We start from the raw sequence: 16,718 nt of genomic DNA on the forward strand, positions 1-16,718 counted from the left end.
GGGATGGACTAACTCATAGCGAATCCATCTAGGCACACCCGATGAAGCGAGAATCTCACGAATTCTATTCGTGAGAGTGTCAATTAACTTTCTCCATTCGCTTCCTGGGGAACATCCCGACGAATCCAATTCACCGTCCGCAACCAAGCCCAAACGCCGTAGCCACGCCTGACCTTGACACCTTCGCTGTATTCGTGGGCGACCTCTTCTAGTTCCTGAGTGGTGAAATTGTAGCCTAACTGGATAGCCACATCGATAAATTCCTCCGGAGTAGCTACATCTTGGAATTTCTCCCGCAAATCCCAACTCCAACTGACATCTTTTAAAAATTGAGTAGCGCTTTCGATAGACATAAACCTGCTTTTGCCAACATTACCCGCTGATTAGCCTTTAATATCCTACCTTAACTCCAATCCCGGGGGGAGGCAGCAGCATCGAATCCACCCGTACGCATGAGCCGTTCTAGTTCGCTAGGTTCGGGAGAATATTTCTTGGCTTCTTCATAGTCAATGCGGTTGAGGCAAACCTGTTCGTAGATAGCTTGGTTCATGAGTTGCATGCCATCCATACTACCCAGCCGCATGAGATGCAATGCACTGTCTTCGTCGCCTTTGTACAGGTAATCCTGCATGGCAGGGGTGTTCAGCAGAATATCGTGAACGGCAGTGCGACCGCCATCGACAGTAGGAATGAGCAACTGGGAGACGACAGCCGCTAGAGATTCGGCAATTTGGACCCGCATGGGTTCCTGTTCGTCGGGATTGAACAAGTTCAGCAAGCGGTTGACCGAGTTGACAGCATTGCGGGTGTGGAGGGTTCCTAGAACCAAGTGACCGGTTTGGGCGGCTTGTAGGGCGATGTTGACCGTGGTGCGATCGCGCATTTCCCCAATCAAAATCACGTCTGGGTCTTCCCGCAGTGCCCCCCGCAAGCTAGCGTAAAAGTCGTAGGTATGCAATCCCAACTCCCGCTGGCTGACCAGACATTTTTGGGAGTTGTGAATGTATTCGATGGGATCTTCAATAGTAATAATATGCCGGGATGCCGTTTCGTTGAGGTGGCGAATCATGGCGGCGAGGGTGGTGGATTTCCCGGAACCGGTGGGTCCAGTTACCAAAACCAGCCCTTGGTTTTTTTGGATGATATCTTTGAGGACCGGCGGCAAGTGCAGTTCGTCGATGGAAGGAACTTTTAAACTAATCAGACGCAAGACCATGGCACCGCCGTTGAGGGTTTCAAAACAGTTCAAACGGCAGCGGATAAAGCCGGGATAGTAAATAGCCGTATCGAGTTCTTTCTTTTCACGAAATTCTTTTTGCTGTCTGGGATCGAGATTTTCTTGAATGTATTTTTCAAATAGTTCCGGGGTGGTTTTGCCGTAGCCTTTTGCTGTTTGCATTTGACCTTGGATCCGAAAGCGGGGAACCTCTCCCACCCGGATGTGAATATCCGATGCTTTGGTTTGGAAAGCATCTCGCACCATGGATTTGATGGAGGTGGCGGTTTCTAGGGTACTGTCGCGGTCTTCTCCTTTAACGTACTGCCGGTGGACATTTGAATTATCGGCAGCGGACTGGCGTTGCAGCTGCTTGCCCTTCATGGGTGGTGGCGGCGGCGGTGACTGGGGTTTGGGTGTTGGGGATTGTGGTTTGGGCGAATGATTGGAATTTTCCATAGTTTCTTTCCCCCCTGGATAGGTCGGGTTACACTAAATAGATGGCAGCTATAAGCATTGGTAGGAGGCTCGATGCTTGCTGAGCAACAAGCGAATGGGTTTCTACCAATGTACTTGCTTCCATCCTAAGAGATTTCTTTCGTTTCCCAAGCAAAAATGCCAATCTAGATATTGCCAATTTGGGAGAGTTTCCGTGCAGTCGAATGCAAAATTTCTACCGCAGCGATGGGGTCGGCGTTTGGCCGCCTGGTTGGAAACCCATTGGGTGATGCCGGCGTTTTCCGGTAGCTTGCTGTTGGTTCTGGCGGTGTTTTTCTTAGCCGCGGCTAGCAATACTATGGTGGGCTGGCTTTATGTGATTAGTGGCGTTAGCTTCTCTTTATGCGCGATCGCGGCTTGGCTGCCTTGGCGATCGCTCAAATCCCTACAAGTACGCCGTTTGCCAATAGAACCCGTGGCGGCTGGAGAAGACCTGACGGTGACTTTGGAGGTGGTCAATACGGGGCGCTCTCCCCAAACTTTGTTGCTGGTGCGGGATATGTTGCCGGCTGGGTTGGGCAAATCGCAAGCGACCGTAGTGGAATGGATTCCCCCCCGGCATAGCGATCGCTGGCAGTATACATATACCACGCAACGACGCGGCGTATACCGCTGGCAAGAAGTACAAGTAAAAACGGCAACGCCTTTGGGGTTGTTTTGGTGCTGTCGTTCCCGTTCTGCCCAGGCAGTGGCGGTGGTGTATCCGCCGATTTTGCCCCTCAAACGCTGCCCGTTGCTGGATGAAATGGGCACCGAAGACCAACCGCAGCGCCATCAATACGAACGTCGCAGCTACAGCCACACTTCTACGGGAACCACGCGGACTTTGCGCCCCTACCGGTGGGGAGACCCCATTCGTTTGGTACACTGGCGCAGTAGCGCTCGCTATGGGGAACTGCGGGTGCGAGAATTGGAAACCTTTACCAGCGGTCAGGAGACTGTGGTTTGTCTGGATACCCAAAGCGATCGCTGGCAAGCAGAAGATTTTGAGCAAGCGGTCATTGCGGCTGCGTCTCTCTATTTTTACGCACGCCGCCGTCAAATGGGTATCGGTTTGTGGACAGCGGCGACAGGGATGGTTCGCAGCGATCGCGCGGTTCTGGAAACCCTGGCAGCTACCGATTTTGCCCAACCCCAAAATAATCATCATGTCTTGCCCTCGTTGCCGGTGATATGGTTGAGTGCCAATCCCCACAGCCTAGCAACGTTACCCACGGGTAGCCGCTGGTTGCTGTGGCTGTCTGTGCCCATGGATACTCCTGTTCATTTGGATTTGCCTGGCAAGCAAATGACCCCTGAAACTTCTCTAGAAAAGCAATTACAATTGCCGATATAAAAATTTCCTCGGTATTTACGCAAACTTATTTTGACAGCTCGTTATGAACAGCGAATCTTCCCTTCCCGCCGCCTTTTGGCAAGGTGTCGCAGAATTCAACCAAGGAGAATATTACGCTTGCCACGATACCCTAGAAGAATTGTGGATGGAAGCAACCGAACCCAACAAAACGTTTTACCAGGGGATTTTGCAACTTTCAGTTTCTTTGTATCACTTACACAATGAAAATTTACGCGGTGCCGCCATTTTGTTAGGAGAAAGTATCAAACGCCTGCAAAATTACGAACCCAACTACGAAGGCGTGGAGGTGGATCGCCTGTTGGAGGAGAGCGCGGAAATGTTATCTTTTTTGCAGCACACCGATCCAGAAACAATTTTTCAACATCCCGAAAATTGGCAACTGCCTCGGATTGCCACGCAATAAAAAAATACAACTGTTTTTGATTTCTCCGTGCATTTGCGCTGGTTCCCTCGTTTGTATGTATCTTTTTGTCATTGTCGTTGTCTAGAAATAGCCAAAAGCCAGTTTTATGACGCCAAAAACCACTCCCCCATCCCAATCTGCCAAATCCCCATTACATCCGGTTCTCAAATCCGCTTTGGAGAGTTTGGATATCGATTTGGAAATGGAACTCAAACGCTATCGCCGCTATCGATCTGGCAAGCCGGTTCCCACCGTTCGCAGTTTGGGCAGCTACCAATCTTCTTCGACCCCTGCCATTGGCATATCCACAGCTACCACTGCCGAGTCTCTGGTGGTTACTGGTGAGGATACCGCTTACCAGCAAAGCGATCGCGCTTCCCAAAAAAGTTTGGCGGCGACAACGGAGGAGGTTTCTGATGCTAGCCACACAGAGGCACAGAGTTCTGCTGGAGACAGTACAGACGTACAAGAAAACAGCGATTCTGAACGCGCTCCCACCAGTCTAGAAGCCCTATCTTTGCCGAATAGCAACTTGGAAAAGCGAGAAAAAGATCGCCATAACCATCCTGGAGATGGTTTTGATGCCGGCTTTGCCAGCAATGAAGGCTTTGTCACCGAAGACGATAGCTTAGGAACAGAAGATTATTTGTCATCTTCCCAAGAATTGCTGCGGAATTTAGAGCCACCAGAGTCGGAAGGGAATTCTGCGCGAAAAGAACCAACCAAGCGAGCGGATGCCACGCCATCTCGCAGCAGTTGGGGAGGTGTTTGGTTGGTGTTGTTGCTGCTGGCAGGGGGTGCGATCGCCTATCTTTGGCAAAACCCACAACTGGCAGCGCGCCTGCAAGTGCGGCGGTTTTTCCCCAATGCCTCCCAACCCAGTGCCGATTCGACCGCCGATACCGGGCAGTCCGCCAAGACGCCCGCAGATGCCCGTTCGGTACCACCAATGGAGCTAGCCCCCAATTTGGCCAAAAAAGAATTTGTTGGGTTAGATTTGAACACCCTAAGTACGGTCAATCCCAACCCACAAACGGTGCCAGTGCCCTCGGCTAGCAACCAAACAGCTTCCCCAAACAACCAAACCTCTGCCGCACCCACTGCCACCAGCAATCCCCTTCCTCCCAAAGATGGCGACAATCGTTTGGGCAATTTGCCTTCCGCGTTGATGGGAGACCCGACCGCCGAATCGGAACAACCAGCCAATGCCGCCTCGCCAACCGAAGCAGAGGCCAGCGAAGCTACCCCCGATTCCCAAACACCATCCAATCCAACTGGGAATACTGCCTCTTTTGCAGGAGAAGTGACGGTTTCCGGGGGGGATGGCTATTTTTATGTGGTGATGCCTTACGACGGTCCGTCGAGTGTGGAACGTGCCCGAGAAGCGATCGCCGATGCCTATGTGCGAGAATTCCCTATAGGCAAAACCATTCAGCTTGGTGCCTTCGATGACATTGCCACTGCCAAGGAGATGGTACAACGGCTAAGCCAACAGGGAATACAAACCCAGGTTTACCAGCCTTAACAATCGGCATGGGGCAAATAGTTCAGCGGTGGTTAGGTAAAGAAAAGAACGGGAGGTTTTTATGGAATTGCTCGCACGGATTATGCGGCTTATCCGCGCCAATATTAACAGTTTGATTGGCAGGGCAGAAGACCCGGAGAAAATTTTGGAACAGGCGGTGGCGGATATGCAAGAGGAGTTGGTGCAAATGCGCCAAGCGGTTGCCCAAGCGATCGCGACGCAAAAACGCACCGAACGCCAAGCTTCCCAGGCAGAATCCAACGCCTCGGAATGGCAGCGTCGCGCCCAACTAGCTTTGAACAAGGGAGATGAAAGTTTGGCGCGGGAAGCCCTGGTACGGAAAAAATCCTATCAGGAAACAGCTACCGGTTTGCGCAACCAACTCAACCACCAAAACCAAGTGGTGGAAGACTTAAAGAAAAAACTACGGACCCTGGAAAATAAAATTTCCGAAGCCAAAACCAAAAAAGATATGTATATTGCCCGCGCTCGTTCTGCAAAAGCCTCCGAACAGCTCAATCAAATGCTCAATCGCAATCAAACCGGCAGTGCTTTGGAAGCGTTCGAGCGTATGGAAGAGCAAGTTATGGAGTTGGAAGCGCGTTCGGAAGCCATTGAGGAAATGGGCGGCGACCAGCTCGAAAAACAGTTCTCCGCGCTAGAATCGAGCGATGTGGATGACGAACTGGCAGCCATGAAAGCCCAAATGAGCGGTAATTCCCCACAGCAGCTTTCGGGAAGTTCCCAGGGCAGCGACGACAAAGATATCGAAGCCGAGTTGAAACAAATGCGGACTTCGTCCGAGGAAAAAGAAAAGGAAGGCTAGTTTCGTACTTGCATGGCAAGATGGGGATAGGTGCTACAAAGAATAGGGTTGGTGGTCGTTCGTGGGAAGGCAACCAACAACACCGCTTCTTGACAAAAATTCACAAAACAAGTGGGATGTCTATTTCAGGGATAGACGGCAATCGAGAAGTGGGTCAGCGTGTCTTTCCAGGGACGATTCACTTTAGGAAACACCAGAAGCTAGAAAAATTTGGCATATTTTTAAGCAGAGTTCAGTCAAGTTTCTGCCTACTTGCTCCTGTTAAACTGGTAAATATCGAGAGGACAAATTCTTATGGGATTATTCGATCGCATCAGCCGCGTGGTTCGCTCTAACCTCAACGACATGGTGAGCAAAGCCGAGGATCCGGAAAAGATCCTCGAACAGTCCATTAACGACATGCAGGAAGACCTGGTGCAAATGCGCCAGGCCGTTGCCAAAGCGATCGCGGCGCAAAAGCGTACCGAACAACAGTACAATCAAAACCAATCTCAAGCCAACCAATGGCAACAACGGGCACAATTGGCTGTCCAAAAAGGGGATGAAGACCTAGCCAGGCAAGCGCTAACCCGCAAGAAAGGTTTTGCTGATACGGCCGCGCAAATGAAACAGCAGCTCGACCAGCAAAACCAGCAGGTACAGCAGCTCAAACGCCAGCTGACCCAACTGGAAAGCAAAATCTCCGAAGCCAAAACCAAGAAAGACATGCTGAAGTCGCGCGCTACCGCGGCCAAAGCCAACGAACAGCTCTCGCAAGCTACCAGTTCCATGAATTCCGGCAGCGCCATGGCAGCTTTCGAGCGCATGGAAGAGAAAGTCATGGAACAGGAAGCTCGTTCCCAAGCCAGCGCCGAACTGGGTCAAGCCGACCTAGAACAACAGTTTTCGCAGCTGGAGTCCGGTAGCGACGTTGATGACGAGCTGTCGATGATGAAAGCCCAAATGACGGGCAGCCAATCCGCTGGCGAACTTCCTGAAGGTGAAGAACAACAAAGCTCCCAGCAGCAATCCCAGCAAAAATCCAAACCAGACGATAGCGTCGTAGATTCCGAACTGGAAGAACTACGCCGCCAACTAGATAACCAATAAAATTCTACGTTTGATAGGGTGCGTTTGCTTTGGCTGTAGCGCACCCTACTTTTTTTTACCAGCAGCGATCGCGACTGGATAGCAATTTACATTTGATATGAACGGAGCTTTATCCTGAAATGGAAGAAACTGTAGGGGAAGCCGTTCGCCCCTACAACAACGCATTTCATACAATCCAAATAAAAACACTGGCCCAATCTAGAAATCGCCACCTACATTTGCGGAATTTGTTGAATTTCCTGTCTGATACTTTCTGCCGAATCGCCGGAAAAAATTAACATTTTGGCGAATTGAGAGCCAAAAACATGAATATCGTCGCCTTTCTCTTGGATAAACAGTCCTGAACTCAACGCAAGTCTTTTTTCTCCTTTCCAATTCACCAACACTTTCCTAATTTTATGGGAAGATACAGCCAGGCGAATTGCTTTTTTAACCAGAAGGAAGTCTTTTTCTGACGAGTCGTAAGAACTTTTTTCTGATGGTCGGGCTTCGGTAGCTTGACTCTGCTGGGAAGTTGGGTATTTTTCTGCGGGAACTTGTTTTTTCATCTGATAGACTTCGTTTTCCACTTCGAGGGCACGAAATTGATCCTCTAGTTGGGCTAAGCCAGCAACTACTGTGGTAGCGCGAAGTTGGTGGTCCTCGTCGATTTCTACAGTTTCTTTCATTTCTTCTAACTCGCACTGACATTCGTAGCTTTTCCAAGCCTCTTCGTACCAATCGATTAAAGGTTGACCGTATTCCCTACCACACAACCGATCCAAAAGTAAGACAGCGCCCACGATAGGGGCAGCACCCATTACAAACATGCCCAATTTCATGTTCCCAAAACCAACCCAAGCGGCGGTAGCCTTGGCATGGGCGGAACCGTGGAGTGAGGCGATCGCTTTTCCTGTTTTGGCAATGCCGAAATTATTGGCAGCCGCATGGGCTGCTGAATTGCTGAAAACCAGACCCGTTCCCACAATTGATTGTTTGTCCGTGGTTTATCTCCATATTTCGTTATCAAAAATAATTTTATACGAGCGAAATCGCCCAACTTTTTTTATTGGTATATCTAAATCTTACGATCTTTTCCTGGCAAAAGCAACACAACCCAGAAAATATCGCCAGCCAGTGCCGAATTCGGTCTGAGGCACTCAAGCCACTGGCAAATCTTCCCCTCCCCCTGCCAACAAAACAATGGTGTTGTAGACTCGGAATTAGAACAGTTGCGCCGCCAGCCAGACAACCCATACAAAATCCCGTGGTAGCAACAGAACATCCATTTTGTGGAAAAAAACTATATGCTTGACAACCGCGTCGATACATCAATTCGAGAACATTTACAAAGCGCGATCGCCAAAGCCTCATCGCGCGTTGATTATTTAGAAATCCGTTTGGAAAAAAGCGAATCCAGCCTGGTTTCCTTTCGTGGGAAACGCCTCGATGCCGTCGATCGCAGTTTCTCTCTAGCTGGAGGCATTCGCGCCTGCCATCGCGGTGGTTGGAGTTTCGTTACCTTCAACGGCTTGACGGAACTGGAAGGTCGCCTTGACGAAGCCATTTCCCAAGCCTACTTGGTTGCCGGCGACAGTACGTATCTCGCCGATGTACCCCCCATGGAAGACTACGTTTCCCTGGAACTGCAACGCGACCCCAGAGGAATTTCCCTCGCCGAAAAACGGGATTTGGTGGAACGCTACAACCAACAACTGCTAGACTACGACCCCCGCATTCAAACTACCATCGCCAGCTATCGCGATCGCTTCCGTACCGTATATTTTGTCAACTCCAACGGTAGCAATATCGTCCAAGAACGCATGGACATTTCCGGGCGGTTTGGCGCGATCGCGCGGGGTGAAGAAGGTGTGGTTCGTCAGGGCGTAGAAACCATTCAATCCCGTTCCGATTATAACGCCCTGGTCAATGCCGACGAACGGGTTTTGGGAGCTGCCAAACGCGCCATTACCCAACTAGATGCCCGGTCGGTCAAAGGCGGTCAATACACAGTGGTCCTCGACCCCTACCTGGCTGGCGTCTTCATCCACGAAGCCTTCGGGCATCTTTCAGAAGCAGATTTCGTTTACGAAAATCCCCGCATGCAAGAGTTGCTGCAGTTAGGCAAACCCGTCGCCATCGAACAACTCAACGTCATCGACGATGGCAGGTTGGCAGGTTTGCCCGGAACCCTGCAATACGACGATGAAGGCGTTCCTACCCAGCGCAAATATTTAATCAAAGACGGCATCCTCCACCAACGCTTGCACAGTCGGGAAACCGCCAGCAAAATGAAAGAAGCCCCCACCGGCAACGCCAGAGCCCTCAGCGCCACCTATCCCCCCATTGTGCGTATGACCAACACTGCCATCGAACCGGGAGATAGCTCCTTTGAAGAAATTCTCAATGGAATTGACGAAGGGGTCTACGCCGGTCGCATGATTGGCGGGCAAACCAACGGCGAAATGTTTACCTTTGCCGCGGCGGAAGGATATATGATTCGCAACGGCAAACTGGCAGAACCGGTCAGCGATGTCACCTTAACAGGTAATGTTTTCCAAACCCTCAAAGATATCGAAGCCATTGGCAACGATACAATTTATACAAATGGTGGCTGTGGCAAAGGCGGACAAGCACCGCTACCGGTTAGTGTTGGTGGACCTCACTTGCGCATTCAAAATGTGGTCGTTGGCGGTCGCTAATTCGTGATTTAAGTTTTTATCTCCCACAAGCAGTCCTGGAGAGAGGGGATTTTCCCCCACCAACTGCTTGTTTTTTTGCTATCTTTTTCTAGATGGCCAAGGAGGTCTGGCTGCATAGTTGCCCGAACCGAGTTTCTATTCGCTATAGTAGAATAGGACTTTTAGACGTGGCGGTTGTGGTAGCAACTGTCCGCTCGCCACTCGGTTTTGCTGCCAGGAAGTAGCAGTTGGATTGGGAGCATCTACCATTGGTGTGGGGGATCGACAAGGAATGGAAGAATTACCTTTTCCCATCAATCGCATGCTTGCATCGGCAGGCGATCGCTACCATTGCATCTACTGTTTGAAGATTCCCAACACCCATCCGGATTTCGGAGAACTGTTACCGATTGAATAATGTAGAAAAAACCACATTGGAAACTTTGCCAGAGAACTTCATGGGAATTGAGGAGGTATTTTCCCTTGTTGCCAGTGACTAGGAATCCATTTTTTCCCAGAAGCTGCGCCAGAGCTTTTTTGTCTTTGGGCAAGTTTCTCTCGGCGGTCTCGGGAAAAATAGCTGTAGATAGCTTTGACACTCTCACGAGTAGAATTCGTGAGGTTCTCGCTTCGTTGGGTGTGCCTAGATGGACTCGCGAAGAGAGCTAGCCCATCCCTGGCAAACAGGGACCCTCGAAGAGTGTTTTCCCGCCCTGCTGCGGACGTACTTCGATGCAGTTGTAGCACATTGTAAATGGTATGTTTGATTTCGTGCCATGGGAAAGCATCGCGTTCGTTTTTGGATGCATTATCCGCTAGTTTGGGCAAACCAACAGCCCCATTCCAAAACCATGAAGTGCCAGCATCCATCTTGTAATTCCATAGCCAAAGATGTTCCCACCGCCAGACGCTTCGCTATCCACCTATGCCCTACCTTTCTCAAGAATCCCAGCCACCACTGCGCCAACCCAACACTCAGAACCAATGGGCGATTGAAACGATTGTAGGAATCCGCCTCGGTGTGGAACAGTTGCGAGAAACCACTCCCCAGAGTCTGCCTTCGATTTTGCAGGGCATGAGCGAGTCGGAATATCTCCAACGCTGCCAGCAACAGCAGCACTACATCAGCATTGTTGCTTACCATCTACTCAAAGCACAACTGCTTTATTTGTACGGTCATTTCCAAAATGCCCTTGCGGCGATTCGCGAAGCCAGTCAGTTTCTCGATCGCAGCGACGATGGCTTTTTCCAACGGGAGTGGACTTTTTATCGCGCTTTAATTTTACTCGCTTTGTACCCCGACATGTCACTAGAACAGCAAAACAGAACCCTAGAAGAGATTTCCGCCCACCAACAGCAAATGCAGGTTTGGCTGGAAAGCGACACCAGTGCCTGCCAGTGCCAGTATTTGTTAATTGCTGCAGAAAAGGCACGACGCACCGGCGATCGCGATACAGCCATCGACCGCTACGACGAAGCGATCGCAGCAGCTACAGAAGCCAACTTATATTTCCAAGCCGGTTTGGCAGCCGAATGTGCCACTGAATTCTGGTTGGGCTGGCAAAAACCCAAAATTGCTCGCGTTTACCTACAAGAAGCTTACCGATATTACCAGCAATGGGGAACTACTGCCAAACTAGAATATCTAGAAACCCAATATCAAAACTTACTGACCGCTTCGACCCAAAAGCAATCCACCACAAAGCAGCAAAAAGAGTGGGATTTAACCACCGTTATGAACGCTTCTCGGGCCATTTCGGGGGAAATTGTACTGGAAAAATTACTCGGAAAGCTCATGCAAATGCTTTTGGATCATGTCGGGGCAGAAACCGGTTGTTTGCTACTAGCCGATGAAAGCGGCAACTTGCAACTTGCCGTACGCGCTAGCTCCTACCACGATAGCGAAGTCATTTATCCGCCAATTTCCCCCGACCGGAATACCTTACCTTTGTCTTTGCTCTACCAAGCATACCGCACCCACCAACTCATTTGGCACGGCAACGCCAGCGAAGAATTGGAAATTTCCCCAGGGCATGCAGAAGCCACCCCCTCTCAGGAAGACCCTACCAACATCCACTGCGATCCTTACCTACGAAGGCAGCAACCCACATCGGTTTTATGCTTGCCCCTACTCAATCAGGGCAGACCTATTGGCGTGATTTATTTGGAAAACAACCAAACCGTCAGTGCGTTTCAGTCGCAACAGGTGGAAATGCTGCACCTGCTTTCCTCCCAGGCAGCGGTGGCTTTGGATAATGCCATGCTTTACTCGCAATTGCACGACAGCCAAAGCCGACTCACGCAATTTTTAGAAGCTATGCCTTTGGGGGTCTTGGTGGTAGACGGCGAAGGAACGCCCTATTTAGCCAACCACGCCGCCCAGCAAATCTTCGGCAAGGGGATTGTGGAAAATTTATCCTTGCAGGAGATGTCTCGCACTTGTGGGATTTATTTGGCTGGCACCAAACAGCTCTATCCCGCCCATCGCATGCCGTTGATGCGGGCTTTGGCAGGGGAAGCCACGTCGGTGACCGATATGGAAGTGCACCAGAGCGGGCGAACCATTCCTTTAGAAGTACGCGGCATTCCTATTTTTGACGATCGCGGTGAGGTTAGCTACGCGATCGCCGTGTTTCAGGATATCAGCGAACGCACCCGAGCAGAAGCCGACCGCGCCCAGTTTACCGAAGAACTCTGCCGCCTCAACGAAGCTTACGAGCGGTTTGTTCCCGACCGGTTTTTGGAATTTCTCAATAAGGAAAGCATTGTTGACGTACAGCTCGGCGATCAAACTCAACGGGAAATGTCGGTGTTGTTCGCCGATATTCGCGACTTCACCACTCTCTCGGAAACCATGACCCCGGAGGAAAATTTTCGCTTTATCAATTCCTACCTCAGTTCCATGGAACCCTCGATTATTGAAAATCAGGGGGTGGTGGATAAATTTATTGGTGATGCGATTATGGCGTTGTTTGGTAGCACCAATAATGCCGACGATTCTGTTCATGCCGCGATCGCCATGTTAAACCGCCTTTCCGAATACAATCAAGGTCGCCAACGTGCCGGCTACCAACCCATTCAAGTGGGCATTGGCATCAATACCGGTTCTTTGATGCTGGGAACCGTCGGCGGTCACAACCGCATGGATAGTACGGTCATTGGTGATGCGGTGAATTTGGCTTCCCGTCTGGAAGGGTTAACCAAAATCTATGGCGTTTCCCTGTTAATTTCCCACCAAACCTTTGCCCACCTGCAAAATCCCGGCGAATACAGCATTCGCATTATCGAACGGCTGAAAGTGCGCGGCAAAACCGAACCGGTGGCTGTTTTTGAAGTTTTTGACGGCGATGACCCCAACGTGAAAGCTGGCAAACTGGCTACCGTGGGCATTTTTGAGCAAGGGTTGTTCTCCTATTACCGCCACGCCTGGCAAGAAGCTGCGGATTTGTTCCAAGCCTGCGTGCGTTTGAATCCCGAAGACCGCGTTGCCCAAATTTATCTGGAACGCTGCCGCCAGGAACTTGCCCAAGCCTAACTGCGGGCAAACTACCGATATATAATTTTAATCGGAAAAAAGATCGCAAACTGCGATCCGGCTCACAGCAATAGAGGTTGAAATGAAAGATAATAAATATAATCAACCATGGATGTCTTCGGGGTCTTGTTTTCCCCTTTTATGGGGCGATCGCCTTGATTTCCAGGGCAATCGTCAGTTACAGGAACCCCTCGCTCGAAATCAGCGATAGGAGAATGGGTTGGGCACGGAACCACAGCCATCTCCCAAGCCAGAGGGCTTATTTGATGGCCATGGGAAAACCACGCCGAAGCGATCGCTTCTTGGGGCTGGTACCAAGTTACCGTGACGCAATTTTGGGAGAACGCTAGTACCATAGCTTGGCCGAACCGGCTGTTCCGCGATCGCCCTACCACCCACCAACCGCTCAAACGCCAACAACATCCAGACAAACATCTTGATACGGAAAACACCAAGACCATGTTGGGATTGTGCTTTCCGGCTACGTACCAGAATAAGAGGCTGCTAAGATGAATAACAGGTCGACCCCACCAAAAATCTTGGTCGTAGAAGATAGTACCGCCAACGCCAAACTCCTTTGTCAGGTTTTACAAAGAGGCGGCATGCAGGTTGTCAGCGCTCACAATGGAGAAAGTGCCATTCAGGAAGTGGAAGCTTCTCTGCCGGATTTAATTCTATTGGATGTTTTGCTACCAGGTATGGATGGATTTGAATTATGCCAAAAGTGGAAATCCCAACCTCGCACCCAAGATATTCCAATTATTTTTATGACCGCCCTTACAGACAACCAAGACAAAATCAAAGGATTGAAATTGGGGGCAGTAGATTACGTCACCAAACCCTTTCACCAAGAAGAAGTCCTCGCCCGGGTGAGGCTCCACTTACAGCTCAGTCACCTTACTAAGACCTTAGAAAAACAAAACCAAAAGCTCAGCAAAGAAGTACAAGAACGCAAAGCAGCGGAAAAACGGCTGCAAAATTTGACTCAAACCTTAGAAGAAAGAGTGTCCAACCGCACTCAAGAACTGCAAAACACCTTAGATGAGTTACAAACTGCCCAGGTTCAATTGGTGCAAAGGGAAAAACTCTCTACCCTCGGTCAGCTTGTAGCCGGGGTTGCCCACGAAATCAACAATCCAGTGGGCTTTGTGGTGGGCAATATCAAATACCTGGAAGAATATCATAACGATTTATTAGAACATCTCAAATTATATCAAAAACATTATTCCGAGCCTCCCGATGAAATTCAAGAACACAAAGAAGAGATTGATTTAGATTATCTGGTAGAGGATATTCCCAACATCCTAGAATCTCTAAAAGTGGGTATGGAGAGAATTCGTAAAATTAGCCTATCTTTGCGCAATTTCTCCCGTGCTGATGATACTTCGCGCATGTTTGTGGATATTCACGAGGGGTTAGAAAGCACGCTGCTGATTCTCAAACACCGCCTGAAAGCCAAAGGCACATTCCCCGGCATACAGGTGGAAAAGGAATACGGCAACTTGCCGCAAGTATGTTGCTATCCCGGACAGCTCAATCAAGTTTTTACCAATATTTTGGCCAATGCGGTGGATGCCTTATCGGAAGAAGTTGAAGCAAAACAAGATAATTTAAACAAGAAACCCACTATTACCATTCAAACGGGAGTTGGCACCCTCAGCGAGTCCGAAGTTAAAGTTCCCTGCGTTACCATTCGCATTGTTGATAACGGACCCGGCATGCCAGAAGAGGTGCAAAAACATTTGTTTGACCCCATGTTCACCACCAAACCCATCGGCAAAGGCACGGGGTTGGGAATGTCTATCAGCCACCAAATTGTCACCCAAAAACACCAGGGAAGGCTCCGCTTTTACTCCACACCAGGGGAAGGCACGGAATTTATTATTGAAGTTCCCATTCAAGGGCAAGACGATGCTGCTGCCAGCTAGTAGCGTGTGGGAAGGTGGGAGTGGCTGAGCTGGGAGTAGTTTGCTAAATGGAATACAATGAATTGCCGTCTCCGATGCTCTCATGCCCCCATGCCTTTCTCCACGATCGACCAAACCCTATTGACTTTTAATTACTGTTTAGCTATATAATAATTTATAGACATGAAAACAAACAGCTAGTGCGAGTTGCACGGGCGAAGTCGAAAATTAAGAATCGGAGGTACTCATGCCGGAAATGTTTTCTCCTGAGTGGATGCAAACCTACAAGGAAAAATGGAATGCCGAGCCAGAACTGAAGGATGCACTGGCGAAAATTAATTTTACCTCTACAATTGGCTACGGATTTAAAGGCGAAGACAGCCCCAAAGGTGTTTTGGTGGTAGAAAACGGAGAAGCCGTTCATGCTGGTGCCTACGAAGGGCAAGAGTTAAACTGGGACTTGCGCGCTACTCCAGAAGACTGGCAAAAGTGGTTTGATAAAGGTCTCAACATGATGGGCTTGGGTTCTGCCTACATGCAAGGCAAGCTCAAGTTTTTAAAAGGAGATTACGGCGCGATGATTAAAGATCCGCGCATGGCTGGACCCTTCATCAAGACTTTTTCAGTAATGGGAACGATCTAGTTTTCATTTCCCACTTTGTGGATGGGGGGAAGCTACGGCTAGCTCACCACTTTCCCCCATCGCATTTGCCCCGCCCTATATAAATGCATGTAAATAAAACGATTTTCTATAATGGTTAATAAAATTGGAGATTAGCCATGACCCAATCACCTCAGCCGACCACCTCTTCCCAAACCGAAATTCCCCCAGGTTACCTCAACATCATGGGATATGTAGACGAATCCCAAGTGAACGGACCGGGAAAACGCGCCGTTGTTTGGGTTCAAGGATGCGATCGCCATTGCCCCGGTTGTTTCAACCCCGACTCCTGGTCCTTTGAAATCAACCAACTCATCTCCGTTGAGGAACTTGCCGAAAAAATTCTTAGCAATCCCGAAAACGAAGGGGTTACTTTCTCTGGTGGCGAACCGTTTTGGCAGGCACCAGCGTTAACCGATTTAGCCAAACGCCTGAAAGCCGGTGGTTTGAGCGTAATGTCTTTTAGCGGTTTTACCCTCACCGAACTGCAATCAGATAAAGGACCACCAGCCGCCTTGGATTTGCTTGCCCAACTGGATATTTTAATCGACGGACCTTACGTAGAATCCCAAGCCGTCAATACCCCCGATTCCCCGGTTTCTTCAAACAACCAACGGGTACGTATTTTTAATCCTCAATTCAAAGACCAAATTAACTGGGCTAGCGACCAAATGGAAATTCACATTCTCAAAGATGGCACCAGAATTATTACCGGATATCGCGGTCAACTAGGACTCAGCTAGTCTTCCTGCCAAACAAACCCCCACGGTTTTTGCGATCGCTTTTTACAGCGAACGTTGCCGAACCGTTTCCCCGTCGAATTCAGGCCGGTTTACAACATCCTTAGAAAGGCATTCCTGGAAAACGGTATAGAGGCTATTGTAGTTCGGCCAGGTAGGGTTACATCTTTACCAAACTATCACTCTTTGGATGGGGTTGGTTTTGTTATGGCGTCGCTATTGTCACTGACCCCGCGCTAAAGCGACGGGGCTTGGGAACAGCCAGGTTCCCGTAGTAGTGGCTAGACCAAGAGCCGATAGT

At 49.7% G+C, this 16,718-nt stretch carries 15 protein-coding genes; 11 read left to right on the plus strand and 4 right to left on the minus strand.

What is annotated here, in order from left to right:
• Window positions 1–83: 83 nt before the first annotated feature.
• Both AS151_RS17310 and AS151_RS17315 read right to left on the minus strand, forming a co-directional pair.
• Window positions 84–353 (minus strand): Nif11-like leader peptide family natural product precursor, encoded by a 270-nt coding sequence (locus AS151_RS17310; protein WP_071518319.1) that lies wholly within the window; start codon window positions 351–353, stop codon window positions 84–86.
• Between the two features lie 50 nt (window positions 354–403).
• On the minus strand, window positions 404–1,675 hold the full coding sequence (locus tag AS151_RS17315) for a type IV pilus twitching motility protein PilT (protein ID WP_071518320.1): 1,272 nt from the start codon (window positions 1,673–1,675) through the stop codon (window positions 404–406).
• 193 nt (window positions 1,676–1,868) lie between these two features.
• Here AS151_RS17315 and AS151_RS17320 point away from each other — a divergent pair, with 193 nt between their 5' ends.
• The 5 genes from AS151_RS17320 (at window position 1,869) to AS151_RS17340 (ending at window position 6,914) form a co-directional block, all read left to right on the plus strand.
• Complete coding sequence (locus AS151_RS17320; RefSeq protein ID WP_071518321.1) at window positions 1,869–3,050, plus strand: DUF58 domain-containing protein; 1,182 nt, start codon at window positions 1,869–1,871, stop codon at window positions 3,048–3,050.
• Window positions 3,051–3,093: 43 nt separating this feature from the next.
• On the plus strand, window positions 3,094–3,474 hold the full coding sequence (locus AS151_RS17325; protein WP_071518322.1) for a DUF309 domain-containing protein: 381 nt from the start codon (window positions 3,094–3,096) through the stop codon (window positions 3,472–3,474).
• Between the two features lie 106 nt (window positions 3,475–3,580).
• Window positions 3,581–4,999 (plus strand): hypothetical protein, encoded by a 1,419-nt coding sequence (locus tag AS151_RS17330; protein WP_071518323.1) that lies wholly within the window; start codon window positions 3,581–3,583, stop codon window positions 4,997–4,999.
• Window positions 5,000–5,060: 61 nt separating this feature from the next.
• Window positions 5,061–5,825, plus strand: a complete 765-nt coding sequence (locus tag AS151_RS17335) for a PspA/IM30 family protein (protein ID WP_071518324.1) — start codon at window positions 5,061–5,063, stop codon at window positions 5,823–5,825.
• Window positions 5,826–6,119: 294 nt separating this feature from the next.
• A complete protein-coding gene (locus tag AS151_RS17340; protein ID WP_071518325.1) occupies window positions 6,120–6,914 on the plus strand; it encodes a PspA/IM30 family protein in 795 nt (264 codons plus the stop codon).
• A gap of 212 nt (window positions 6,915–7,126) precedes the next feature.
• Here the strand turns inward: AS151_RS17340 and AS151_RS17345 are convergent, their stop codons facing one another.
• Window positions 7,127–7,879, minus strand: coding sequence for a hypothetical protein (locus AS151_RS17345; protein ID WP_071518326.1), 753 nt, complete (start codon window positions 7,877–7,879; stop codon window positions 7,127–7,129).
• Between the two features lie 321 nt (window positions 7,880–8,200).
• Here AS151_RS17345 and AS151_RS17350 point away from each other — a divergent pair, with 321 nt between their 5' ends.
• The 3 genes from AS151_RS17350 to AS151_RS22895 all read left to right on the plus strand — a co-directional run bounded on the left by AS151_RS17350 (window position 8,201) and on the right by AS151_RS22895 (window position 13,109).
• Window positions 8,201–9,595, plus strand: coding sequence for a TldD/PmbA family protein (locus AS151_RS17350; protein ID WP_139240738.1), 1,395 nt, complete (start codon window positions 8,201–8,203; stop codon window positions 9,593–9,595).
• A gap of 271 nt (window positions 9,596–9,866) precedes the next feature.
• Entirely contained in the window at window positions 9,867–9,992 is a 126-nt protein-coding gene (locus AS151_RS23145; protein WP_275528003.1) for a hypothetical protein, read from the plus strand.
• Window positions 9,993–10,499: 507 nt separating this feature from the next.
• Window positions 10,500–13,109: an adenylate/guanylate cyclase domain-containing protein gene (locus AS151_RS22895; protein WP_071518328.1), complete on the plus strand. Its 2,610-nt coding sequence runs from the start codon at window positions 10,500–10,502 to the stop codon at window positions 13,107–13,109.
• Window positions 13,110–13,310: 201 nt separating this feature from the next.
• On the opposite strand, the gene AS151_RS22610 is transcribed toward AS151_RS22895, so the two are convergent.
• Window positions 13,311–13,544, minus strand: a complete 234-nt coding sequence (locus tag AS151_RS22610; RefSeq protein ID WP_211517640.1) for a hypothetical protein — start codon at window positions 13,542–13,544, stop codon at window positions 13,311–13,313.
• A 74-nt stretch (window positions 13,545–13,618) separates the two neighbouring features.
• On the opposite strand from AS151_RS22610, the gene AS151_RS17365 reads away from it, so the two are divergent.
• The 3 genes from AS151_RS17365 (at window position 13,619) to AS151_RS17375 (ending at window position 16,420) form a co-directional block, all read left to right on the plus strand.
• Window positions 13,619–15,037 carry a response regulator gene (locus AS151_RS17365; RefSeq protein ID WP_071518329.1) on the plus strand — a complete coding sequence of 473 codons (1,419 nt, stop codon included), beginning with the start codon at window positions 13,619–13,621 and terminating at the stop codon, window positions 15,035–15,037.
• 226 nt (window positions 15,038–15,263) lie between these two features.
• The gene (locus AS151_RS17370; protein ID WP_071518330.1) at window positions 15,264–15,659 is read left to right on the plus strand and encodes an SCP2 sterol-binding domain-containing protein; all 396 of its coding nucleotides are present in this window, start codon (window positions 15,264–15,266) and stop codon (window positions 15,657–15,659) included.
• A 137-nt stretch (window positions 15,660–15,796) separates the two neighbouring features.
• On the plus strand, window positions 15,797–16,420 hold the full coding sequence (locus AS151_RS17375) for a 4Fe-4S single cluster domain-containing protein (RefSeq protein ID WP_071518331.1): 624 nt from the start codon (window positions 15,797–15,799) through the stop codon (window positions 16,418–16,420).
• Window positions 16,421–16,718 lie beyond the last annotated feature (298 nt).

The organism is Geitlerinema sp. PCC 9228, from assembly GCF_001870905.1.
Lineage (GTDB): Bacteria > Cyanobacteriota > Cyanobacteriia > Cyanobacteriales > PCC-9228 > PCC-9228.